At 63.0% G+C, this 22,839-nt stretch carries 19 protein-coding genes; 5 read left to right on the top strand and 14 right to left on the bottom strand.

The features are described 5' to 3' along the window. Nucleotides 1-53: 53 nt before the first annotated feature. Nucleotides 54-788 (bottom strand): class I SAM-dependent methyltransferase, encoded by a 735-nt coding sequence (locus JC607_RS09125; protein ID WP_198836619.1) that lies wholly within the window; start codon nt 786-788, stop codon nt 54-56. A 263-nt stretch (nt 789-1,051) separates the two neighbouring features. Here JC607_RS09125 and JC607_RS09120 point away from each other — a divergent pair, with 263 nt between their 5' ends. Then, on the top strand, nt 1,052-1,801 hold the full coding sequence (locus JC607_RS09120) for a CmcI family methyltransferase (protein ID WP_198836618.1): 750 nt from the start codon (nt 1,052-1,054) through the stop codon (nt 1,799-1,801). Nucleotides 1,802-1,883: 82 nt separating this feature from the next. Further along, the gene (locus JC607_RS09115; protein ID WP_198836617.1) at nt 1,884-2,891 is read left to right on the top strand and encodes a class I SAM-dependent methyltransferase; all 1,008 of its coding nucleotides are present in this window, start codon (nt 1,884-1,886) and stop codon (nt 2,889-2,891) included. 36 nt (nt 2,892-2,927) lie between these two features. Here JC607_RS09115 and JC607_RS09110 read toward each other — a convergent pair whose 3' ends face one another. Then, nucleotides 2,928-3,692, bottom strand: a complete 765-nt coding sequence (locus JC607_RS09110) for a TylF/MycF family methyltransferase (RefSeq protein ID WP_198836616.1) — start codon at nt 3,690-3,692, stop codon at nt 2,928-2,930. 168 nt (nt 3,693-3,860) lie between these two features. On the opposite strand from JC607_RS09110, the gene JC607_RS09105 reads away from it, so the two are divergent. Next, on the top strand, nt 3,861-5,210 hold the full coding sequence (locus JC607_RS09105; protein WP_198836615.1) for a sulfotransferase: 1,350 nt from the start codon (nt 3,861-3,863) through the stop codon (nt 5,208-5,210). 59 nt (nt 5,211-5,269) lie between these two features. Here the strand turns inward: JC607_RS09105 and JC607_RS09100 are convergent, their stop codons facing one another. The 12 genes from JC607_RS09100 to JC607_RS09025 form a co-directional block, all read right to left on the bottom strand. After that, the gene (locus JC607_RS09100) at nt 5,270-6,193 is read right to left on the bottom strand and encodes a glycosyltransferase (RefSeq protein ID WP_198836614.1); all 924 of its coding nucleotides are present in this window, start codon (nt 6,191-6,193) and stop codon (nt 5,270-5,272) included. 70 nt (nt 6,194-6,263) lie between these two features. Further along, entirely contained in the window at nt 6,264-8,996 is a 2,733-nt protein-coding gene (locus JC607_RS25365) for a M10 family metallopeptidase (RefSeq protein WP_304612927.1), read from the bottom strand. A gap of 29 nt (nt 8,997-9,025) precedes the next feature. Next, a complete protein-coding gene (locus tag JC607_RS09070) occupies nt 9,026-9,304 on the bottom strand; it encodes a hypothetical protein (protein WP_198836613.1) in 279 nt (92 codons plus the stop codon). A 332-nt stretch (nt 9,305-9,636) separates the two neighbouring features. Further along, nucleotides 9,637-10,179: a hypothetical protein gene (locus JC607_RS09065; protein WP_233092797.1), complete on the bottom strand. Its 543-nt coding sequence runs from the start codon at nt 10,177-10,179 to the stop codon at nt 9,637-9,639. Nucleotides 10,180-10,284: 105 nt separating this feature from the next. After that, nucleotides 10,285-11,367, bottom strand: a complete 1,083-nt coding sequence (locus tag JC607_RS09060) for an endonuclease/exonuclease/phosphatase family protein (RefSeq protein ID WP_198836612.1) — start codon at nt 11,365-11,367, stop codon at nt 10,285-10,287. 3 nt (nt 11,368-11,370) lie between these two features. Further along, nucleotides 11,371-12,084, bottom strand: a complete 714-nt coding sequence (locus tag JC607_RS09055) for a molecular chaperone DjiA (protein WP_198836611.1) — start codon at nt 12,082-12,084, stop codon at nt 11,371-11,373. A 100-nt stretch (nt 12,085-12,184) separates the two neighbouring features. Continuing rightward, the gene (locus JC607_RS09050) at nt 12,185-12,712 is read right to left on the bottom strand and encodes a GNAT family N-acetyltransferase (RefSeq protein ID WP_198836610.1); all 528 of its coding nucleotides are present in this window, start codon (nt 12,710-12,712) and stop codon (nt 12,185-12,187) included. 3 nt (nt 12,713-12,715) lie between these two features. Continuing rightward, on the bottom strand, nt 12,716-14,284 hold the full coding sequence (locus tag JC607_RS09045) for a Ppx/GppA family phosphatase (RefSeq protein ID WP_198836609.1): 1,569 nt from the start codon (nt 14,282-14,284) through the stop codon (nt 12,716-12,718). An 87-nt stretch (nt 14,285-14,371) separates the two neighbouring features. Continuing rightward, nucleotides 14,372-16,582 carry an RNA degradosome polyphosphate kinase gene (locus tag JC607_RS09040; RefSeq protein WP_198836608.1) on the bottom strand — a complete coding sequence of 737 codons (2,211 nt, stop codon included), beginning with the start codon at nt 16,580-16,582 and terminating at the stop codon, nt 14,372-14,374. Between the two features lie 94 nt (nt 16,583-16,676). Continuing rightward, a complete protein-coding gene (locus JC607_RS09035) occupies nt 16,677-17,366 on the bottom strand; it encodes a chromosomal replication initiator DnaA (protein ID WP_198836607.1) in 690 nt (229 codons plus the stop codon). Continuing rightward, a complete protein-coding gene (locus JC607_RS09030; protein WP_198836606.1) occupies nt 17,363-18,505 on the bottom strand; it encodes an AI-2E family transporter in 1,143 nt (380 codons plus the stop codon). Before JC607_RS09030 ends, JC607_RS09035 begins: the two co-directional genes overlap by 4 nt. Nucleotides 18,506-18,586: 81 nt before the next feature. Then, complete coding sequence (locus JC607_RS09025) at nt 18,587-19,939, bottom strand: pentapeptide repeat-containing protein (RefSeq protein WP_198836605.1); 1,353 nt, start codon at nt 19,937-19,939, stop codon at nt 18,587-18,589. A 138-nt stretch (nt 19,940-20,077) separates the two neighbouring features. Between JC607_RS09025 and proS the strand changes: the two genes are divergently transcribed. Beyond that, the gene (gene proS / locus JC607_RS09020; protein WP_198836604.1) at nt 20,078-21,418 is read left to right on the top strand and encodes a proline--tRNA ligase; all 1,341 of its coding nucleotides are present in this window, start codon (nt 20,078-20,080) and stop codon (nt 21,416-21,418) included. Between the two features lie 66 nt (nt 21,419-21,484). After that, on the top strand, nt 21,485-22,759 hold the full coding sequence (locus JC607_RS09015) for a glycosyltransferase (protein ID WP_198836603.1): 1,275 nt from the start codon (nt 21,485-21,487) through the stop codon (nt 22,757-22,759). The last annotated feature ends 80 nt before the right edge of the window (nt 22,760-22,839 follow it).

The following is a 22,839-nucleotide window of genomic DNA, read 5'->3' as shown; positions in this document are numbered from 1 at the left end:
CAGACAGCGAAAGGCGCGGCCGGTCACCCGGGACTGGCCGCGCAGGCCATATTTCAGATTTCGCTGTCGTTCAGGAAGGGCGGATTCGCCGGATTGGCGGCCCTGAGCGTCTTCTGGTCGTCGCGATACTGGTTCAGATGCAGCCGGACCTCGGGCGAGGGCTGGGCGGCCTCGCGGACCCGTGCCGCTGCCTCCAGCTCGGCGGACGAGCGTTTGCGGATCACCACCTCGATGCCGCTTTCACCAACCGGGGTCATCGTCTGGTCATAGCGCGGCAAAGCGTAGCGATAGGTCTCGTCGAGCAGTTCGACTTTTTCGACTGCCGCATCAGGCCCCAGCTTGCACAGCATCTCGAGCATGTTGATCGACCGCGGCGACCAGGAACGCTCCTTCTTCATGGTGAAGGTGTTCTTGTGGTCGCGGTTGAAGGACGAGGGGAATATGCCCTGTTCGTACAGGTCCTCCTCGGGCAAGGCGAAGATCACATAGCCACCTGGTTTGGTGACACGGACCCAGTTCTGCAGACCTTCCAGCGGGTCGTTCAGATGTTCGAGGCAATGGCTCGAGAACACAAAGTCGAAACTGTCATCGGCCACCCCGGCCATGAATTGCGCGTCGCCGTCATTGAGATCCCAGGTCCGGACCGAGGTCATCAGCGGAAAGAATTCGGTATAAAGCGCCAGCGGATCGGGGGCGCCCCCGATATCGACACCGTTGCCCCTGAAATACTTGCGGACAAACCTCGAATCCGAGAGCCTGCGGGCCACCGACTTGCTGCATTCTTTCATGTTCAACCTGGCGCTTGGGACATTAACCCCCGATCCTAACGACGGATCAGGGCAGGTTGACACTAGCGCAGGCGAATCGCGATCTGCAAGGCAGGTGGTGGCCGTGCGGAGCGATCCAGACCTGTTTTATAGCATCTGAGGCGGAGATCTGCCGGCGGGAACACATCTGGTTCCGGAGTTATGCGCAGCAGTTGCGTGAAGAAGCCCTTTCCATTAACCGAAGGGGCACTGGTATATCCTGCGTTTATGAAAGGTGTGGCGAGATGATCAAACTCCCTGAACTGACCCAGGCTCCAAGGCGTCACAAGGGCCGCGATGTCCGCGCCGCCTATCAGCGGGGCTGGGGGTTGCAGTTCAGCGATCTGGCCGACCAGGTGCGCAAGGATCCGCTCTACCGTGCCGCCATCGCCTCCGGCGGGGACCGTTCGGTGGTGTCCGAACATAACCGGATGAATATCTTCCTGCTGTTGCGGTTTTTCCTGCCGGAGCTGGCGCCGGGCCATATCGTCGAATTCGGTGCCTATCGCGGCGGATCATCCCTGTTCATGGCGAAGGTCTGCAAGGAAATCATGCCGGAAACAAAGGTCTTTGCCTTTGACACTTTTGAAGGCATGCCGGAAACCGACGCCAATCGCGATGCGCATCGCAAGGGCGATTTCGCTGATACGAATTATGACGAGATCCTGCGGCTGCGCGACAAATACGGTCTGCAGGACAATCTGGAGCTGGTGAAGGGTCTCTTTGACGAGACCACGCCTGCGAAAATGCCGGAAATCGGGGCGGTCCGGCTGAACCATATCGACTGCGACATCTATACCGCAGTGAAAACCAGCTATACCTGCTCGATCCCGCATATGGTCGAGGGCGGCTACTGGGTTTATGACGATGCGCTTTATTCCAGCTGCATCGGTGCGATGGAAGCCGTCGAGGAACAGCAGATCCAGGAGGCGGGTCGCTTCGCCGAACAGGTCTACCCGCATCTGGTCTATCGCAACTGGGATCCGAAAATCTGATATTTTTCGGCTGATACAGGCTATGCTGCCGCCGGGGTTTGCGCCCCGGCGGCAGTCTGATTCCGGGGAAAGGAAAAGCCAGGTGGAAAACGCGGCGGAAAACACGCAGGCCGAGCACCAGCGACGCATCGGGGAACAGATCGCCCAATATGCCACAACCGAGAATATGCATGCGCAGCTGCCCGATATGTTCAGCTACTGGCAGACGAAGTATTTCGCGCCGCGCTATCAGGCCCTGACCGGAACGAAGAATTTCCTTGAGCTTTACGTCTCGGTCTTTACCGACCGCATCCGCCGCACCGGCAATAAGCGGGTGGCGAGCCTCGGTTCGGGTGACGGCGCGATCGAGGTGCAGATCGCGGCCCGGATGCGCGCGGAAGGGGTGGAGGATTTCGAATTCCACCTGATCGAGCTGTCACCGGTCCAGAATGAGCGCGCAAAGGCCAAAGCGGCGGAACAGGGGCTTGAGGCGCATTTCATCCCGGTCGAATGCGATTTCAACACCTGGCGGGCGGATCAGCCCTATGCCGCCGTGATGGCGCATCACGCCTTGCATCATGTGGTTGATCTGGAACATCTTTTCCAGGCGATCCATGACGGGCTGGAGGATAAGGGCGCCTTTGTCACCTTTGATGTGATCGGCCGCAACGGCCATATGCGCTGGCCCGAAGCCTATAAGCTGATCAATCTCATGTGGCATTTTCTGCCGCCCGAGAAACGCAAACACCATCTGCTGAACCGGCTGGATGATGATTTCTTCAATCATGACTGCTCGACGCAGGGCTTCGAGGGGATCCGGTCGCAGGACATCCTGCCCTTGCTGGTGAAGACCTTTCATTTCGAGGTGTTTTACGCCTTTGGCAATCTGATCGACGTCTTCACCAGCCGCGGCTATGGGCAGAATTTCAGCACGAAGGACCCGCTCGACCTCGCCTTCATCGACTTTGTCGAAGAGCTCAACGAGCTCCTGCTGGAGCAGGGCTATCTGAAGCCGACCCGGCTTTGCGCGGTGATGGGCAAACATGCGGTGGCACAGCCGCGCCTCTACCGGGGCTGGACGCCGGAGCAGATGCTGCGCCAGCCCGACTGATGCGGGCCCGACGATCCATGGCCGGCTGAACCGGGCTCAGGCCGGCGGCGGGCAGGTCTTGCGCCACCAGACGCCGGTCCAGTCGACCTGGCTCATCGGGTCGGTGATGCCACGGTCGCGGCGGAAATCCAGCACCGCCTCGCGGCAGGCGGGGATCGCGCCGAAATCGTCGATGATGCAGAACCCGCCCGGGCTGAGGCTGTCGTAAAGATTGACCAGCCCGTCCATGGTCGATTCGTACATATCGCCATCCAGCCGCATCAATGCCAGCCTGCGGCCTTTCAGCGGTGGCAGCGTGTCGCGGAACCAGCCCTTGTGAAACTCCACCTGGTCGTCAAGCAGATCATAGGCGCGGAAATTGGCCTGGACCTGCTCCAGCGGGATCGCGAGCTGGTCATAGGTGTAATGCGTATCACCGGCATCGGCGGGGTAATCGCCCTCATTGGGGGGCGGCAGACCTTCGAAACTGTCGCAGACGATCACCTTGCGACCAGTCTCGCCATGCGCTTTCAGGATGCCGCGCATCAGGATACAGGCGCCGCCGCGCCAGACGCCGGTCTCGATGAAATCGCCGGGCACATGTTCGGTCAGCGCGCGTTCGGTCAGGCTGCGCAAATTGTTCAGCCGCGCCATGCCGATCATGCTATGGGCCACCGAGGGCCAGTCCTGCCCCTTTTCGCGCAAACCCGCCTGATAGGCGCCGCCTGACCAGGGGTCCTGAGGCATGTCGCCATAGATCGTATTCGCGATCGCCCGGGTCAACAGATCGGCATAAAGCTTTGCCGCATCGGCACTGGCCATGAATTCCCCGTCTCTGTCTGCACCCGGATGGCGCGAGCCTAGCAGCGTCCCGGGTGCGAGACAACGCGCATCGCCCTGCTCTCCCCATCGGCGCGCTTGCCCGGGGGGGCGCAGTCTGTTAGCCGGAATCTCAGCCGCCCTGGGGCGGAATTCTGGATTGCGGGACATATGCAGGGTCTGGACTATATTATTGGCGGCATGCCGCGCGGCGGTACCACGGCGGTCGGTAATATCTTCAACGCCCCCCGGAACAGTTACTGCTACGCGGCCGAAAGCCACTGGCTGCCTTTGATGGGCGAGTTCGCCGGTCGCGCGGCGATGCCTGCCTTTTCCGCCCCGGTCGTTCGCCGCATCCTGGAGGAGCAGAACCGGAGCGTGCTTTACGAGATGCCGCGTTTTTCGGTTACACGCGGTGCACATCCCAGGGCGCTGATTTTTGAGGAGACGGATCTCGGGCCGCTGGCAGATGCATTGATGGAGGCCCTGCAGCAGGGCCAGTCCGGAGAAGAGTTGCACCTGACTGCGCTGGCGATCCTGCGCGCGCATATTTTTCGCAAAACCGGACGGCGCTATTTGGGCGAAAAGACCCCCAGCAATATCTTTACCTTCCGTGATCTCGGTACACTTGGCGCGAAGGCGGCGATCTCGGTCACGCGCGAGCCCTTTGCGGTGCTGCGCTCGATGCGCAAAAGGGCGGCGGATGAGGCCGATGCCAATAACGGCCCGTTCCGCTGGGATTTCTACCGCCTGCTGGGGATATGGCGGGAATATGCCGGTTGTATGCAGGCATTGAAGGGACGCCCGGGCCAGATTCTGTTGCGCTATGAGGATATTTTGCAAGCGCCCGGCCGGGTGACGGCGGATCTGTTCCGCGCCACCGGCGTCCCTTCGGGCTGGCTGGAGCGGCGGCGCGCGCGGATCCGGCTGATTGAACGGTCGCCCCGCCAGGCCTGGAGCGGGTTTTCCGACCATGAACGCGCGCTTTTGCTGGCGCTGACCCGTGATTTGCGGCTGGCCCAGGGATATGGCGATGACTTCTATGAGGCGGACGGGCTGCCCCCGGCCAAAGCGGCCCCGCAAATCCCATCCGAAGGTGTCTTTCCGGTCTGGGGTGTCAATCCGCGTGCCGAGAGCGAGCCGGTCTGGTGGTTGACGCGCGAAGGCTGTCTCGCGCTGCATTCCACCCCCGACGCCATCGAAGTCGCGCTGCATTTCTGGTGCAATTTCCCGCGCTCTGCTCTGGCCCCGGGCGAGACCGCCACACTGGTTCTGAGCGATCCGGTCACCGGCGCCGAGATTGCCCGCGCCGGGGTTGAGGGGGGCTTTGCCGGATCGGTGCCGATGGTGGTCGATCTGACCCGGATGGCGCCGGTGCTGGAAGGCGGCGGCGGTGCGGTACGGCTGGTCAATTTCCGGGCGAGCCACAGTTTCCGCGGCTATCTGTCCGAGGCGCAGGACCGGCCCGGTGAAGTGCTGAGCCATGACCGGCGTGAGATGTCTTTCGCGCTGGTGCCGTAAAACGGCGGGCGCGCTGATGCCGTAAAACGGCGGGCGCGCTGGTGCCGAAAGGGGCAGGCTCAGATCCGGCCAAGTGCCACCAGCAGCCGGAACGCCGCCTGCGCGCCGCGTGACTGGTAATACACGCCCGAGCGCCGCATCAGTGCGATCTTTTGTGGCCAGGGGGCGTCGAGAGCCCCGGCAAAAAGATCCAGAACGGCGCGGTTCGACGGCGTCAGCAGGTCGCGCGCCGCAGTCAGGGCCGCGAGGTTTTGCCGCGCAAGATCGGTATAGCCCGGGCCAAGATAGCGCCTGAGCCGCGCGAGGATCGAGCGGGGGCCGCGATTGGACCCCACCAGATTGCTGCCATGCTGACGATAAAGCAGGTTCGGCTCCGGGTCGAACAGCGTGCAGCCGCCGGCGCCTGTCACCACCTGACAGGCCCACCAGTCATGCAACGGGAAGGCCGGGGCGCCGGCCTCGGCGCGGTGCAAAAGCCGCGCCGCTTCGGGGTTGATCAGCATTGTATTGCCGCTGAGAACATTCTGAACCAGGGCATTGCGGAAAGACAGCGGCCGGCGCGGCAGCGGCGAAAGGCCCCGCAACCCAAGTCCCGCATCCACATAGCGCAGGCGATTGCCGCAGATCGCGGGCTGACCGGCAGCGGCACGGCGCAGCACAGCCAGGCCGCGCTCCAGCCGGTCGGGCAGCCAGACATCGTCCTGATCGGCAAAGGCAAGGAAACAGCCCTTGTCACCGGCCCCGCGCAGCAGGAACCGGAAATTGGCACAGGCGCCGCGCCCCGGGCCACCGATCAGAGAGACCTGTCCCTCGGGGCGAGAGGCGGCAAAGCTGCGGATGATCGCGGTTGTGGCATCTCTGGAGCCGTCATCCGATATGACCAGCCGCCAGCCCTGATGGCTTTGCGCCGCGATACTGTCCAGCTGCGCGGGCAGCCAGGTGGCGCCGTTATAGCTGGCGAGCAGGATGCAGATCTCGCGCAATACAGACTTCTTCCGCAGGCAACAGGAGCCGGAACGGAGGCCAGCGCGGCCCCCGTTCCGGTCAATGGGGTCAGATCACGACGAAATCGGCTGCAGTCAGTGACGGGTTGCCGTTCAGGGTGGCGAAATGCATCGCCGCCAGGCCGCCGAGCCCATCGGCATCATAGAAGAGCCGGCCCGTCGTGTTGTCATAGATGATGCGTTGCGCCGCCGTGGCCGCCGCAGTGCCGCCGATCCGCAACGCGGCATCCGCCAGCGTGCCGGTGGTCAGGCCGGTAAAGACCGCCCGAGCCAGCTGGATCGTGTCATCAAGCGCCACGAAATCCATGATCGTGTCGACATTCGCGGCGCCCGGGACCGTGTTGAACACAAAGACATCCGCGCCCGCGCCGCCATAAAGCGTGTCATTGCCAGGACCGCCATGGAGCGTGTCATTGCCGGCGCCGCCATAGAGGATGTCATTACCGCCGCGCCCGTTCAGCAGGTCATTGCCGTTCAGACCTTCCAGCGTATTGGCCAGCTCATTGCCGCCCAGAACATCATGCCCGTTGGACCCGATCAGGTTTTCGATGCTGCTATAGCTATCCCCCGCCGCGATGCCGGTATTGGTCGTGGGCTGGCCAAGGTCGGCCCGGACGCCCAGGATCGTATCCACACTGTAAGACGCTGTATCGATCCCTTCGCCGCCGAACAGGGCATCCGCACCGGCGCCGCCATAAAGCGTGTCATTGCCGTCGCCACCGTAAAGCGTATCATTCCCGGCGCGGCCATTCAGCAGGTCATTGCCGTTAAGACCGGTCAGCACATTGGCCAGAGCATCACCCCCAAGCACATCATGCCCGTTGGAGCCCATGAGGTTCTCGATACTGCTATAGGTATCGCCTGCGGCAATGCCGGTATTTGCCGAAGGCGCGGCCAGATCCGCGCGGACGCCCAGAACCGTATCGACATAATAACCCACAGTATCAATGCCATTGCCGCCAAACAGCGCATCCGCTCCGGCGCCGCCCAGCAGCGTGTCATTGCCGTCTCCGCCATAAAGCGAGTCATTGCCGCCCCGCGCGTTCAGCAGATCGTCGCCGGCGAGGCCCAAAAGCATATTATTGCCGGCGTCGCCGCCAATCACATCGGCAAAGGCGGTGCCCTCGAGCCCTTCGATGCTGATGAGGGTGTCGCCTGCCGCATGGCCGGTATTGCCGGCCGGCGCCATCAGATCTACCCGCACGCCCGTCGTGGCGTCGCGCGCATAGCTGGCAATATCGAAGCCGGCACCGCCATTGAGCAGATCCGCCCCCAGCCCGCCGGTCAGAGTGTCATTGCCATTGCCGCCATAGAGCGAGTCATTGCCGGCATTGCCGATCAGGCGGTTGGCGGCACCATTGCCGTGGATCGTATCGGTGCCATTGCCGCCGATGGCGTTCTCGATAACAGTGCCGCGGGCGATGCCCAGATTATGGCGCCCGCCCAGAACAGACGACAGCGATTCCGACAGCAGCGAAATGATCTGACTCTGGCTGGTCTGCGACAGGTCCAGAGTGTCAATGCCGCCATTGTCGTAAATGGTCATCGCCATCAGCGCGCCGGCATTGACGGCATTGTCGATGACCGCATTGCCGGTATTCGATCCGAACCCCCAGGTCGTGTCGCCGGTAAAGGCGCCGTTATAGGTGCCATAAAGCAGCTGAATCGCGATGATATCGGCAATCAGCGGCGTGTAGATATAGCGCGACGAGCCATCGACATAGGTGTTCCAGTCGGTGGCGCTGCCACCATCGAATTCATCATTCTGGTTCTGCATATAGGACATGATCGACCAGGCGAGCGAGTCGTTCAGGTAGAAATTGTCCGTCCCATAGTTGGCGCTGCCATTGTAGTTTCCGCCATGTGCCAGGCCAAGCGCATGCCCGATCTCATGGATATAGGTCTCGAAAGAATAAGAGGTGAGCGAGGTGCCAAAGCTGGCCAGCCAGTCGAGGCCGATATTGATGGTCGAAGAGGTGATATTGGTCCCGTTCGAGACAGGCGAGGCGAAAGCACCTGACTGATAGTCATCAAAGGTCAATTCTGCAGTGCCGGAGGTCTCGATAAAGATGATGCCGGTCACGGCGCTCCAGGCCGCAAGGGCATGGCGGGCAAGGAACTGACCGTCGGCCGTCAGGGCGGTCAGGTTGACCGTCAGATCGCGCCCTGCTCCGAGATTGAAGCCCACGGCCTCGGTGCTGCCGAAAAAGGCGTTGCCATTATTGAGCAGCTGCCAGGCAATCTCGTCATTGGTGAACACAAACCCATTCGTATCATGGTTTTGCGCGGTCAGAAGGTAGCCGCCGGTTTCCGTGCTATAGGCATCCGCCTCAAGATAGAAGGTGCCGGTCGTGGTGGCGGTAAAGGTGATGACCGAATCCCGGGAATGGCTGCCATATCCAAAACCGTTGCCAGACGGGAAGCCGTCATCATTCGAAGCGATAACAGCGCCCGACGCATCCCGCAGGCGCAAAAACGGATCGGTAAGGAAGCCGGCGCCCTGTCCAAACAGCCGGAAGGAATAGGTTTGGCCCGCGATCAGATTGACCGAAATCCAGTCCTCGTCCGAGGCGTTGGAAATCGTGCCATAGAACGACTGGCCGATATCAATCGAGTAGCTTGTCGCAGTGCTTTCAGGGGCGTCGGTCGACTCTGCGCCGGGGCCGATGCCGACCCAGAACCGGTCACCGAAGGCGGCGGGGGGAGTGGCCCCGGCTTCCTGGTGCTGTTCGTAGGGCGCAAGCGGATCATTCGGGCGGATAGCAGAGCAGATGAAACACATAGGGTAACCTCTTTGAATCCGGTACCGGATCAGAATGGAAGGGGGTTCTGCCTTAAAAAGGCGGTGTAAAAGGTGCGGCGCAAGATTTTGTCTGAGCTGCGGTCAAAAAATGCGGTTTTCAGCGGCAATCCAGCGCTTTTCTGGCCATTGGCCGCGATCCAGATAATATCAAGCCCAAGTCCCCGCTCGGTCGCGTGGGTGACCAGAAGCTCGATTCCCGGGGCGGCTGGATCGCCCGGGCGGAAGGCCAGGTCAGGACGGGTTTCGCGCAGGTAGGAGATGAATTCGTCGCAAATGGTCTGCGCCATTTCGTCACCCGGGCGACAGGAGACCGAGATTTCCTGTGACACTCTGTCTCTCCCGGCTGCGCAATCCCCGAAAACGCCGGCAGACAGCGCAGTCACCATGGCTAAGGCGACAGGGCGCGCTCGCCTCAGGCGGATACGGCCGATCAGGATAGTGAGGGCCGGTTTTCTGAACATGTTGCTGACTGCAAAACTGATTCTGCGTGCAGAATGCTAAGCGATCCGACTGTTCACGACAACGGGAGCTTTTCGTGATCTGCCCGTCAATGGTGTGTCAGATGCGATCCTTCTGCCTTGCTCCAGAATCCAGCAACGTCGCCGCGGAGCGGGGCCGGTCAGAGTTCGGTTTCGCCATTCGGTCCGGGCTGCGGTGGCCAGGGGCGCGGCATCGGAGGCGTATGCGGGACGGCAGGGTCACGCAGCTCCGGGTCTGTTCCGGGTGGCAGCGGGTCCTTGCGCCGGATCAGGATATCGCCGTTGTCGAGCATCACCGGCATCTCGTAATTCGTGACGTCCTTCATCAGCCGCGCCAGCTCGCGCAGCTGCGGGCCGAGCGCACCGATCTGCGCCTCGAGCTCGGGCATGATCTCGCGGACAGCGCCTTCAAGCTCGGTGACGGAGGGCTCCATCTCGCTCATCAGCCCGCGCAAAAGGAGCTTCGCCCCCTCTTCGATCAGCGAAAAGCCCTTTTCGGTTTCCGCCTCGCGCGGGCCGGCCCCGGTCTCTGCCTCGGCATGTGCCGGGTGCAGATGCGGCAAGGGCAGTGGCGCCACGGCCAGCAGGAAAAGCGCGAGACCGATGTTGCGCAGCCCGACGGCTCTCAGCCCGATACGGCCCGCCCCGTGACGGACGAAGATGCGCCTGAAAATACTGGCCATTTGGGGTCCTTTCCTGAGAGGCGCGAACAGGGACAGGAGGAGTATCGCGCGCAGCTTGCCGGTCGTGCAATTCACAACTCGCTGCGGCGGCGGGCTGTCGCCTGCTCAGAATGCCAGATCAACAGTGACAGGAAAATGATCCGAGGCCTGAAGCAGCGCCTCGCGCAGCTCCGGCAGGGCGATGATGCGGGGGTCCTGGAACGGGTGCCAGATCCGCCATTCCGGCTCCGGCGCCATCAGGCCGGGCGAGACCATGATGAAATCCAGCAGCGCCTCGAACCAGCGCTTTTGCGGCGCGAGGTAAAACCGCGCCGTGGTCGGACAAAAGCCAAAGCGCGAACACAGCGCCATATCGGCATTGGGGTCAAAGAGCCGCTGCGCCGGATCGCGGTCCTGGCCCAGCACGATCTCGACCCCGCTGCGGCCAAAGAGCTTTTCGAATTCATCAAGCCCCGGGCCATCGTTGAAATCGCCCAGGACGATGAGATCCTCGCCACGCGTCAGATGTTCGGTGACGCGTTCGCGGATCCAGATACACTGCGCCAGCTGCTTGCGGCGGTTTTCGATCGAGATGCGGAGGCGCGAGGCCTCATTCGTCGCACCATGCGGGTTTTTCGATTTCGCATGGACGCCGATCAGCCGCAGTGTGCGTCCGGTGGGCAGGGTCAGCACCAGCTCCAAAGGCGGTTTGGCAAAGCGGATGGTGTCGGGCGTATGATCGGTGTCGAGATCATAGCGGAAGGTGCCGTCAAAGCGCGGCGCTTCCGTGGTCTCGCCCATGGGCCCACGTTTGCCGGTCGGCTCGCCGATCGGGTCATGATGGGCCTTTATGCGGTCGGGGTCATAGAGAAAGGCGATTTCCTGTTCGGTTTCCGATGAAAACCCATGTACCACGCGGCGCGCCCGGAGCCCGTATTTCTGCGCGAACCATTCCAGCGCGCGCAGGGTCGACCGTTTCGACGTGGTGTCCGGCCCCTCGATGATCATGATCCCGTCGGCATCCAGCGCGGTGAACACGACCCCAAGCGCGCCCAGCTGCGCGCCGCGGCTGATGCCGTAACGGGCCGAGGGCTGATGATCCTCATAGCCGCGCCCGGAATCGTCAAAGAGCCGGTCGAACCATTCGACATTCCAGGTGGCGATGCGCAGTCCCGGACGCCTGGCAGGAAGGGGGGCAGCGGCTGGCATCGCTCAGGCCGCTTCGCGCCCGGAAAGTTCCTCCCAGGCGGCATTGATGGCGATAAGCCGGCGTTCGGCCAGATGCACCGCTTCGGGCGGCACGCCGCGCGCGGTCATCACATCGGGATGGGTGTCGCGGACCAGCCGTTTCCAGGCGGTGCGGGCCATGTCGATACTGGCGCCATGCGGGATCCCCAGCACATCATGCGGATCGCGCGGCGCGCCTTCGACCAGACGCGCGCGGACCGCGTTGAAACAGCCGTCATCCAGCCCGAAAATGCCCGCGACATGGCGCAGGAAATCATCTTCGCCCGGATGGTAATTGCCATCGGCCAGCGCGATCTGGAACAGCGCTTCAAGCACATCAAGCAGCACATGGTGGTCATCGGCGCAAAGCCTGCGCGCTTCGGGGTTGAAGAGGCGCGCGATTTTGCGGGCGTAAGCGTCAAAGCCCGCGATATCCTCACGCGCGAGGTTGAAGACGCGGGCGGCATGGGCCTCTTCCCCATCGGGAACCGTGAAGATGCGGCGGAACGCAGTGACCTCTTCGCGTGAGACCTCGCCATCCGCCTTGGCCATTTTGGCACCAAGCGCGATCACCGCGATGGTGAAGCCGATGGATTTCTCGGGGCTGGTTTCGCCGCGCAACCGTTCAAAGACCACGGAAAGTGGCTCGCCCCGGACAAGGGCGGCAAGGGCTTCGGCAATGCGGGTCCAGATTGACATGCAATCACGATATCGCGGGGAAAAGAGAATGTCCGGTCAGAATAATGCGCCATCACGACATTCTCATATCGTGGACCGACAAAGCTTATGGACCAGAGGTTTACAATTCCTTTGCCAGCAGAATCAGGTCGAGATAGCGGCCGAATTTGAACCCCGCGCCGGGGATGGTGCCGCAATGGCGGTAGCCAAGCGCCTCGTGGAATAGCCGCGCTGAAGGGTTCTCGCCCGAGACGGCCGCGACCATCAGATGCGCGCCACGCTGTTTCGCATGGGCTTCCACCGCCGCCATCAGGGCGCGGCCCGCCCCGCGCCCGCGGGCTTCGGGGGCGAGGATCACCGTGTGTTCCATGCTGCGGGCATAGCCGGCCCCGGTGCGAAACTGGCTGTAGCTTGCAAAGCCAATGAGATCGCCACCGCTGTCACGGGCGACAAAAAAACCGTATCCGGCGGCGCTGCGCTCGCGGATCAGGGCCGCGATCTCGGGGGCGCTGCGCGGGGTGGAGGCGAAGGTGATCGCGGTATCGCGGATCCAGGGCGCCCAGAGCGCGGCGATACCGGCGCTGTCGGCAGGCGCGGCCTCCAGGATGCGCAGATCTGCGGGCGGCGCGTCTGGCGCGGTTTCTGGCATCGCTCAGTCCCTGACGGCCGGGGTGACCTTTGATTTTGCCTTCAGCGCCGTGGCCAGCGAGGCAAACCGCGCCTGGGCGACTTCGCCAAAGAGATCCACGCCGTCCGGGGTCAGGTCCAGCCCGAGAAGCCGCTTTTTCGGCGACCAGGTCAGGCGCCCGGCCTGGGCCGGATCATCCGCCGCAAACATCGCCCCAAAGCGCAACGCCTTGCCCAGCACCTCGGCAAGGCGCAGTTCCTCGTCATTCAGAAGCCGGAACAACGCCTCCATCCGGTTGCCGGCGCGGCTGTTTTTATAGCGATGCAAAAGTGCGAGCCCGAGGAAGACGCGGCCCGGATGGTCGAGGCCGCCCAGATTGGCGCGGGTCGCATTGTCGAAACAGGCCTCGGCGCGATAATCGGGATGCGCGCGCCAGGTGGTGTCATGCAAGAGGCAAGCGGCCTTGATCAGCCGCATCCGCTCGGCGCTTTCGCTTTTGAACAGCGGCAGCAGGAATTCGTAGAGCTTCTTGCCCAGACCCGGAATGCGGGCCTGGTTGCGTTCGGTCAGCCGCGCCGCCTCGATCAGCGGATCCCGTTCGCGCAGGCGTTCGGGCATCTGCTCATACAAAAGCCCCTCGCGGATGCCATAGGCGGAAATGTCGATCTCGCGCGGTTTCAGCACCTTGATCAGCTCGCGCAGCACCTCGCAGGCGATCGGCACCAGCTCCATCCGTTCGACCGAGGTGCCGGTGCGGGCGCGCAACACCGCCAGATCCGAGGCCGCGATCCAGTCCAGCGTGTCCAGCAGGCTTTCCGGCGTCATGCGGTATTCATGCAGCACAAGCAGCGGGTAGTTCCGCCGCTCCATATCGAGGCGCGCGATCACCCGCCAGGAACCGCCGACCAAGTAGATCCGCTCGCCTTCGGATTTCAGCTGCGCCTGCACGTCTTTCAGCACGCGGTCGATATGGGCCTCGCGCTTTTTCGCCGCCCCTTCCACCTGCAAAAGCCGGAACGGGCCAAGCTGGGTAGAGACGCGCCTGCCGACCTTGCCGTCGCCGATCCGCGCCAGTTCCATCGAGTTGCCGCCGATATCGCAGACAAGCCCCTTGGCATCGGGCCAGCCCAAAAGCACGCCCTGGGCCGAAAGCCGCGCCTCTTCGGGGCCATCGACCACATGCAGCTTCAGCCCGGTTTCGCGCAGCACATCGGCCTGGAATTCGGGCCCGTCTTTCGCCTCGCGGGTGGCGGCGGTGGCGACCACGGTCAGGGGGCCGATCTCCATCCCCCTGGCCAGAAGCGCAAAGCGTTTGAGCGCCTTTACTGCCCGGACCCGGCCCTCGGGGTTCAGATAGCCGGTCTGCACCAGGCCTTTGCCAAGCCCGCACATGATTTTTTCATTGTAGAAATAGGCCGGGCTGCGGGCGGCGCCATCGAAGACCACCATCCGGACCGAGTTCGACCCCACATCCACCACGCCGACCCTGGACAGCGCCCGCGCGCCATCGTCCAGGAAGAGCGGGCGGCCAAAGGGGGCCCATTCTTCCTCATGCTGTGCGGCGGCGGGGCGGGGCAGGGTGTCAGGGCTCATCGCATCTCACGGATCATCAGGTCTTCTGTTTTGCGCCTCAGCGGGGCCAGGTCAACCGTCAGTCTGCCGCAGCCCCCGGATCAGGCCTCAGCCGGCACCGGTTTTCGCGGCGGAACCTGTGTCTTCGTCGCGCGCGCACAGGATGCGCGGCGCGTCCTTGGCCCCCGCGGTGCCCCGGCCCGAAAGCGACGGGTTCTCCATGAAAAAGCGGTGGCAGTTGAAGAGGGATCCATCTGCCGCCCCCAGATCGCGGCGGTAGCGGCCATCGGCGGAGAGCACCCAGCTTTGCGCCTCATCCGCAAGGTTTGCCGCCATGATCTGCGACAGGATCTGGCTTTTGACCGTCGGGTTGATCGCCTCGACCAGGGTTTCGACGCGGCGGGTCAGGTTGCGGCCCATCCAGTCGGCGGAAGAGAAGAAGACCCGCGCCTTTTGCGACGGCAGGCCAGAACCATTGCCGAAACAGACGATGCGCGAATGTTCAAGGAAACGCCCGACGATGGATTTCACCCGGATGTTTTCCGACAGGCCCTTGACGCCCGGCCTGAGCCCGCAGATGCCGCGGATCACAAGGCTGATCTTCACGCCGGCCTGGGAGGCGGCATAAAGCGCGTCGATCACATCGGCATCGATCACCGAATTCATCTTGGCCCAGATCCCGGCGGGGCGGCCCGCGCGGGCATGGTCGGCCTCGGCGGCGATCAGCTCGATCAAACGGGGTTTCAGCGAGATCGGCGAGATTGAGAGGTTTTCCAGCCCCTGGGGCTGCACATAGCCCGAGAGGTAATTGAACACTTTGGTCGCATCGCGCCCAAGTGCCGCATCACAGGTGAAAAGCGAAAGGTCGGTATAGATCTTGGCGGTGATCGGGTGGTAATTGCCGGTGCCGTAATGGGTATAGGTGACCAGGCTGTCGCCCTCGCGCCGCACCACGGTCGAGATTTTTGCGTGGGTTTTCAGGTTCATGAACCCGTAAACCACATGGGCGCCCGACCGTTCCAGCCGGCGCGACTGCCGGATATTCGCGGCCTCGTCAAAGCGTGCTTTCAGCTCGACGAGGGCCGTCACCGACTTGCCGGCCTCGGCCGCCTCACACAGAGCCGAGACGATGGGGCTGTCCCAGGAAGTGCGATACAGCGTCTGTTTGATCGCCACCACATTGGGGTCGCGCGCCGCCTGTTCCAGAAAGCGGATCACGGTGTCGAAGGTTTCGTAAGGATGATGCAGCAGCATATCCTTTTGCTTGATCGCGGCGAAAATATTGCCCTCATGGTCGCGCACCCGTTCCGGCACGCGCGGGCTGAAGGGCGGCCACAAAAGTTCAGGGCGCGAATTCAGCACCAGCGCTTTCAGATCGGCGACACCGATCATGCCGCGCACTTCGATCACCTCATCCTCGTCGGCGTCGATCTCCTGCATGATCAGCTGTCGCAGTTCGGGCGGCGCGCCCGCCGACATTTTCAGCCGGATCACCTCGCCGCGGCGGCGGCGTTTCAGCGCGGTCTCGAATTCGCGGACAAGGTCTTCGGCCTCTTCCTCGACCTCAAGATCACTGTCTCTGAGCACGCGGAAGGTGCAATGCCCGCGATCCGAGAAGCCGGGGAACAGCATATCGAGATGCAAAAGCAGCAGCTCTTCCAGCGGCAGGAACCGGTCCTGGCCGGGATTTCCCGGCAGCTGGACAAAGCGCGAGACCTGTTGCGGGATCGGCAGCAAAGCATTCAGCCGGCGCCGGTCCGAGGTCCGTTCCAGCTCCAGCGCCAGCGAAAAGCCGGTATTGGGGATGAAGGGGAAAGGGTGCGCCGGGTCGATGGCCAGGGGCGACAGCACCGGGAAAACATTCGAGAGGAAATATTCCTCAAGGAATTTCAGATCGCGCACATTCAGCTTGGAGCGGGTCAGGAGGATAATCCCGACCTCTTCCATCTCGGCGCGCAGTTTCTTGAAGGTGGTCTGTTGCACCTGCATCAGGCGCCGCGCATCGGCGCTGATCAGCTCCAGCTGTTCGGCGGGGGTGCGGCCATCCTCGGACGAGACATTGTTGCCGGCACGTTTCAGCGCACGCAGCCCCGCCACGCGCACGGTGTAGAATTCATCAAGATTGGTCGCAGAGATCGACAGAAACCGCAGCCGCTCCAGCAGCGGCACGGCAGGGTTCGCCGCCTCTTCCAGCACGCGCCAGTTGAACGCGAGCCAGCTGAGCTCGCGGTTGAAAAAGCGCTTCGGACCCTGGATCTCGTCATCCGGGAGGGTGACAATCGCGGGGGCGGTTGTTTTGAGAAAATCTGCCTGTGTCATTTCGCGGCTTATATGTCGGCGCTTCCGGGAAGGGTTGTGAAGTTTATGCAACTTATATGTAACCGAATAATGTCATCCGGATACGGGCAGGGGATTATTCCGGCAGCGTTTCGCCCAGGATCTCGGCCGCAAGCCGCAGGCCCGGGGCGCAGCCCCGCTCCAGCGCCAGCTCGTCCATCCGGCTGACCAATACCCGCGCTGCCCGGATCGAGCGCGGCATTCGCGCGATGGCCCAGGGGATCAGGTTCGCCGGCGGCTGCAACTGCCGGTCGGCAAAGAGCTTCACGAGCACCCCGTTCAGCAGCGCATCATCAGGTGCCTCAATCCGCGTCACCGCCGCGGCCTGAAGGCGTGAGAGCAGATCCGGCAATGTCAGGCCCCAGTCGCGCGGCGGGGTCTTGCCGGTCACCAGCAGCCTTCCTTCCGGCAAAAGCAGGTTGTGCAGATGGAACAGCGCCGTCTCGGCCGCGCGGTCGCCGGCGATCTGATCCGCGTCCTCGATCGCGACCGCGCCACCGGCGGCGAGTTCGGGCAGATCCTGATCGGATTGCAGCCGCGCCAGATCCCGCGCGGCCATGCGCGGCGCACCGGTCGATCCGGCCCAGATCGCGGCGAGATGCGACTTCCCCGAACCCTCAGGCCCGATCAGCAGCATCTTGCCGCCGGGCCAGTCGCGCCAGCGGTCAATCGCGCAAAGCGCCAATGCGGTCGCCGGGGTGACGATGTAATCCTCGCGCCCGAGATTCTCCTGGGGCGGCAGGTGAAAGGCGAGTTGTCTGCTCACGCCTCTTCTCCGCTTTCCGCGCGGTCCCCGGCGGTTTTAGCGGGGGATCTGCGGCTGTGCGCTGGTTTTGCCGGCGGTGGTGTTACCGGCGGCTCTCCGCTGAAAAGCGGGCTGTTCTGGTATTGCGCGACGCCAAAGCGCACCAGCACCCCGATCACCGCCGCAACCGGAACGGCCACCAGCATGCCCACAAAGCCAAAGAGCGAGCCAAAGGCCGAAAGCGCCAGCAAAAGCCAGACCGGGTGCAGCCCGACCGATTGCCCCACCAGCTTGGGCGACAGGATATTGCCTTCGACAAACTGGCCCACCGCGAAAATGGCCACGACGATGCCGATCGAGAACCATTCGCCCCAGAACTGGAACAGCGCGAGGCCGATGGCGAGGACGCCGCCAAACAGCGCGCCGATATAGGGGATGAAGGTGATCGCCCCGGCCAGCGCGCCGACGATCAGGCCATATTGCAACCCTACCGCCATCAGCGCGATGGCGTAGAAGGCGCCAAGGATCAGACAGACCATGACCTGGCCGCGCAGGAACCCCGCCAGCGTCCTGTCGATCTCGGAGGCGATCTGGCGGATACTGTCGATATGCTGGCGCGGCAGCAGGGCGTCGGCGCGGGCGATCATCCGGTCCCAGTCCAGCAGCAGATAAAAGGTCACGACCGGCGCCACCAGCAGGACAAGAACGATCGACACCGCACCGAATGCGGTCTGGATCACGCCGCCCACCACCTTGCCGCCCTGGGCCTTCACGGTTTCGCCCAGTTCGGCAAGCGTCTGGCGCAGGGTCGAGGTACGGTCGGCCAGTTCGGGGAAACGGTCCACAAGGAAGCCCTGAAGCTTTTTGGACATTTCGGGCGCGGCTTCGATCAGCGCCATCAGCTGCTGGATCAGGGTCGGGATGATCGACAGCACAAGCAGCACGAAGATCAGCACAGCGACCAGCGCAATCACCGAAGTCGCCGCCACGCGGCTCAGCCCGGCGCGTTCCAGCCGGTCGGCGACCGGGTCGAGGAAATAGGCCAGCGCCGCCCCGAGGACGAAGGGCAAAAGCACATCGCCAAGCAGCCAGAGGAGCACGATCAGCACCAGCCCCGCGATCGCCCAGTATTTCGCCTGTGTCTGGATCGGCAGTGACATGGCAGACCTTTCCCTCGTTACCGGGGTGATATTGCCGTGGTTTGGCGCAGGCGCAAGGGGAGGGGAGGGGGGTGGGCGTGGTCAGTCCGAGAAAGGCCAGCCGGTGAGGTTGTGGTGCTTTTGCCAGGGGATCAAAAACTCACCAGCAGCAAGATCTTCAGCCGTGTACAAATTCCAATGGGAGAACATGCGATATTCTTTTGGCAATTCCGGAATCTCCACGTCGTCCTCCACTGCGGAAGAAGTCCTAGGTTCTCGGAGAAGACTGTCCTCAGCCGCTCTGAGGGCTGGGGCCATATGCTTGCTGTAGCGGCTTGGGTTCAGAACAGTGTCACGAGATCCAAAGAAGGCCATTGCGTTGTGATCACTGATCCGCAGAGCAGACATGTTAGCCCCTTGAATCGTGACTGACGGAGCTACGATCTGGGCGAAGCCAAGGAAGTTGCCCTGAGTATAAACTGCATTGTCAAGATGGGTGCCGCGCATCACTGTCTGGGCCAGATTGGCGAAGTTCAGCAGGCTTCCATGTAGGCGCGCACCAGTCAGATTGGCATGATCCAGATAAGCAGCCTCGAATCTGCAGCGTATCATCAGGGCGCCAGTGAAATCCCCTTTTGTGAGAGTCATACCGTCGAAATCCACTCCACTCAATTCGAGCCTGTACCTCCGATTGGTCTCGAGATGGCGCTGTTCGGCAGTGCGGCGGCACAACACATCAGTTGCGATTTGTAAATCCAGCCGTGGTGTCCTGATACTGAAGGGAGTTTGAGACGGTTTCAGCGTTTTCATGGGAGAGTTTTGTCTCAGATAGGCGCATATGATCTGCATGACGCGGATATGGTCGCGCCCTGTGTCGAACCGCATCGAATCTTCTGCAATCCGCTCGAGCGAGAGGAGGCCACCCACGCGGACTTCGATGTTCGGCTCGGTGCGTTCAATGGTTTTGCCGTCTTCTCTGGTGTCGGCCTTCACCGTCTTTTCCGCCCCCAGTTGCTCGACTGCCTTGCTGATGCGGTCGGTCATATGGCCCTCTTTCTGGAAGGACACTGTGCGGTGTTTCAGCATGGTCGCCCAGATGACCAGCGGGCTGCCCAGGATGGCCACGATCAGCGCGCCGGTGCCGATGTTTTCTCCGCCGCTGCGGCCGGTGAGGAAGGCGAAGACGGGGCGCGGGGCGGCTGCCTGTGGCAGCAAAAGTGCAAATCCCCTGACCAGGGCAAGCAGGATCAGTGCCAGCCAGACTGCGCCCAAAACGATGGAGAGCAGGCGCAGGGGCCCAGCCATTTCGGTCCAGTACCGCGAGAGCGCAGTCCCGGGGCGCTTCGCGGCAAACCACCAGAGTGCGAGGCCGATGATCAGCGTATAGGCCAGGATGCCGGCCAGCAGGAGCAGCAGCTCCCAGGTGAAAGAGAGGGTGAAAAGGACGTTGGTCATGCAATCTCCGGCTTCAATGGCTCCACACTGCGGAAAATGTGTCGATGTGCAGGTTCTGCGCTCTCTTGCCCGCAAAGGGGCCAGCCGCTAGGAACGGGGGCGAATACCTGCCGCCACATCTGAGCCAAAGAGGCCGCCATGCGTCTGTCGCGCTACTTTCTGCCCGTTCTGAAAGATGACCCCAAAGAGGCCCAGATCGTCTCGCACCGCTATATGTTGCGCGCGGGCATGATCAAGCAGCAGGCCGCCGGCATCTATTCCTGGCTGCCGCTGGGGTTCCGGGTGCTCAAACGCATCGAGCAGATCGTCCATGAGGAGCAGATCCGCGCCGGTCATATCCCGTTGCTGATGCCGACGCTGCAGCCGGCAGACCTGTGGCGCGAATCCGGGCGCTATGAGGCTTATGGCGCCGAGATGCTGCGCATCAAGGACCGCCATGACCGCGATATGCTTTACGGGCCGACCAATGAGGAGATGATCACTGACATCTTCCGCGCCCATGTGAACAGCTACAAAGACCTGCCGCTGACGCTCTACCACATCCAGTGGAAGTTCCGCGACGAGGTTCGCCCGCGCTTCGGGGTCATGCGTGGCCGCGAATTCTACATGAAGGACGGCTATAATTTCGACATCGACAAGGATGCAGCACTGCATGCCTATAACCGCCATATGGTCAGCTATCTGCGCACCTATGAGCGGATGGGCCTGACCGCGATCCCGATGCGCGCCGATTCTGGCCCGATCGGCGGCGACAATACGCATGAATTCCTCGTGCTCGCGAATACCGGCGAGAGCGAGGTCTTTTATGATGACCGCGTGACCCAGCTGAAACTGGGCAATCGCGAGGTCGATTATGATGACCGCACGCAGGTTGAGGGCGTCTGCAAAGAGTTCACCACGCTTTATGCCCGCACCGATGAGACCCATGATGCGGCTCTTTTCGACCAGATCCCGGAAGAGCACCGCAAGGTCGGGCGCGGCATCGAGGTTGGCCAGATCTTCTATTTTGGCACCAAATATTCCGAAGCCATGGGCGCGACTGTCGTCACCAAAGACGGGACGAAAGTACCGGTCGAGATGGGCTCGCATGGGATCGGCGTCTCGCGCCTGCTGGGCGCGATCATCGAGGCCAGCCATGACGATAAGGGTATCATCTGGCCCGAAGGCGTGACCCCATTCCCGGTCGGGATCGTGAACCTCAAGCAAGGCGATGCGGCGGCGGATGCAGCCTGCGCCAGCCTTGAAAAGGCGCTGCTCGCGAAGGGGCTGGAGCCGCTTTACGACGACCGCGACGAGCGGGCGGGGGCAAAATTCGCCACGATGGATATGATCGGCCTGCCCTGGCGGATCACCGTCGGCCCGCGCGGTCTGGCGAATGGCGTGGTCGAGCTGACCTCGCGCCGCACCGGCGAGAGCGAAGAGCTGACGCCGGAGGCCGCCGTCGCGCGGATCGAAGAAATCTACGCCCCCCATCGCTGAGGGCGCGCGCGGCCCGGGTCCCTGGCCCGGGCCGTTGCGATCTGACACAGAAAAAAGGGGGAGATCATGACCGAAGACTCCCCCGATCCTGCACCGCTGCCGCTGATCTCGCAGCGCTATCTGCTCTCGGTCCTGATCCCGTTTTACCGTGATCCGCAGGGCGAGGTCTGGCTCGGCCGGCTCTGGGCGCATGATCTGCGGGCACATCTTGACTATATTGCCGATCTGACCGTGCTGGCGCCGGAGATGCGGATTGAAGCACCCGGGCCGGATATGGTGCGGGTGGTGGTGCCTCCGGGACGCCGGTTGCGGTTTCGCCCTTTCGGGCGCGCGGAAGGCGGCATGCTGCGTGCAGCTTTCGCCCTGCCGGGGATGGCGCTGACGGCCTGGCGCGCGGTGGGCGCGGCAGAGATCGTGCATTCCGGCGTGGCGGGATGGCCCGTGCCGCCGGGGCTGGTAATCAACCCGGTTGCGGTTTTGCGCCGCCGCCCGCTTGTGATGGTGATCGAAAGCGCCTTCTGGCGGTTGCCGGATCCGGCCCGCGCGGGGCGCAAGGCGCGACTGCGCGCCCGGTTGACCGAAAGCTTCGCGCGCTGGTCGATGCGCCGCGCGCGGCTGGGGGTCTATACGAGTGAGGCTTACCGCGAGACCCTGCCCGTTGGCCCGCAGGGCAGGGCACTGGTGCTGCCGGCGAGCTGGATCTCGGAGGAGATGATGCTGAGCGAAGCGCAGATGCAGGCCGCCTGGCGCGCGAAAAGCGATGTTCCGCGCTTTCTGATGGCCTCGCGGCTGGTGGCAGAAAAGGGCATCGGGCTGTTACTGGTCGCGCTGGAGCAGCTGGAAATGCGGGGCGTTACCCTGGCGGTCGATGTGATCGGCGAGGGGCCGATGCACACGGATCTCGCGGGTTTCGCGGCGCAGGCGCGGCATGTCCGGCTTGGGCTGCTGGAGCCGGTGGAGTATGGCGCGCCCTTTATGGCGCTGCTGCGCGGCTATCATGCGGTGGTGGTGCCGACGACCGGCGATGAACAGCCGCGCATCCTGTTTGACGCCTTTTCGCAAGGCGTGCCGGTGGTGGCGACCGCGACGACCGGCAATCGCGAGGTGGTGCGGGACGGCGTGAATGGCCGCCTCGTCGCACCCGGCGCGCCGGAGGCGCTGGCGGCGGCGCTGGCGGATCTGGTGGGCGACGCGGCGGCGCTGGCCGCAATGGCCCCCGCTGCGCTGGAGACCGCGCGGGCCTATACCCATGCCACGATGCACATGCGGCGGGCCGGGGCGCTGGCGGATCTGTTCGGCACCGGCCCTGCCGAAACCGCCGATCACGAGAGGCTTTCTTGACCTTTCGCGCCTCAAAGGCCAATTTCCGCGCCAATGAACGGGCACCGGCCCGGCAAGACCGAAGAAACGGGCATGAGGAC

It is taken from the genome of Paracoccus sp. IB05 (genome assembly GCF_016405985.1).
Taxonomy (GTDB): Bacteria; Pseudomonadota; Alphaproteobacteria; order Rhodobacterales; family Rhodobacteraceae; genus Pseudogemmobacter.
The sequence above is the reverse complement of the archived record's forward strand: the minus strand, read 5'-3'. Positions and strand labels throughout refer to the sequence as shown.

Excerpts from the sequence above, each read along its gene's own strand:
- JC607_RS09125 (WP_198836619.1), bottom strand. The coding sequence starts at position 788 with ATGAAAGAATGCAGCAAGTCGGTGGCCCGCAGGCTCTCGGATTCGAGG.
- JC607_RS09120 (WP_198836618.1), top strand. The coding sequence starts at position 1,052 with ATGATCAAACTCCCTGAACTGACCCAGGCTCCAAGGCGTCACAAGGGC.
- JC607_RS09110 (WP_198836616.1), bottom strand. The coding sequence starts at position 3,692 with ATGGCCAGTGCCGATGCGGCAAAGCTTTATGCCGATCTGTTGACCCGG.
- JC607_RS09105 (WP_198836615.1), top strand. The coding sequence starts at position 3,861 with ATGCAGGGTCTGGACTATATTATTGGCGGCATGCCGCGCGGCGGTACC.
- JC607_RS25365 (WP_304612927.1), bottom strand. The coding sequence starts at position 8,996 with ATGTGTTTCATCTGCTCTGCTATCCGCCCGAATGATCCGCTTGCGCCC.
- JC607_RS09070 (WP_198836613.1), bottom strand. The coding sequence starts at position 9,304 with ATGGCGCAGACCATTTGCGACGAATTCATCTCCTACCTGCGCGAAACC.
- JC607_RS09065 (WP_233092797.1), bottom strand. The coding sequence starts at position 10,179 with ATGGCCAGTATTTTCAGGCGCATCTTCGTCCGTCACGGGGCGGGCCGT.
- JC607_RS09060 (WP_198836612.1), bottom strand. The coding sequence starts at position 11,367 with ATGCCAGCCGCTGCCCCCCTTCCTGCCAGGCGTCCGGGACTGCGCATC.
- JC607_RS09055 (WP_198836611.1), bottom strand. The coding sequence starts at position 12,084 with ATGTCAATCTGGACCCGCATTGCCGAAGCCCTTGCCGCCCTTGTCCGG.
- JC607_RS09050 (WP_198836610.1), bottom strand. The coding sequence starts at position 12,712 with ATGCCAGAAACCGCGCCAGACGCGCCGCCCGCAGATCTGCGCATCCTG.
- JC607_RS09045 (WP_198836609.1), bottom strand. The coding sequence starts at position 14,284 with ATGAGCCCTGACACCCTGCCCCGCCCCGCCGCCGCACAGCATGAGGAA.
- JC607_RS09040 (WP_198836608.1), bottom strand. The coding sequence starts at position 16,582 with ATGACACAGGCAGATTTTCTCAAAACAACCGCCCCCGCGATTGTCACC.
- JC607_RS09030 (WP_198836606.1), bottom strand. The coding sequence starts at position 18,505 with ATGTCACTGCCGATCCAGACACAGGCGAAATACTGGGCGATCGCGGGG.
- JC607_RS09025 (WP_198836605.1), bottom strand. The coding sequence starts at position 19,939 with ATGACCAACGTCCTTTTCACCCTCTCTTTCACCTGGGAGCTGCTGCTC.
- proS (WP_198836604.1), top strand. The coding sequence starts at position 20,078 with ATGCGTCTGTCGCGCTACTTTCTGCCCGTTCTGAAAGATGACCCCAAA.
- JC607_RS09015 (WP_198836603.1), top strand. The coding sequence starts at position 21,485 with ATGACCGAAGACTCCCCCGATCCTGCACCGCTGCCGCTGATCTCGCAG.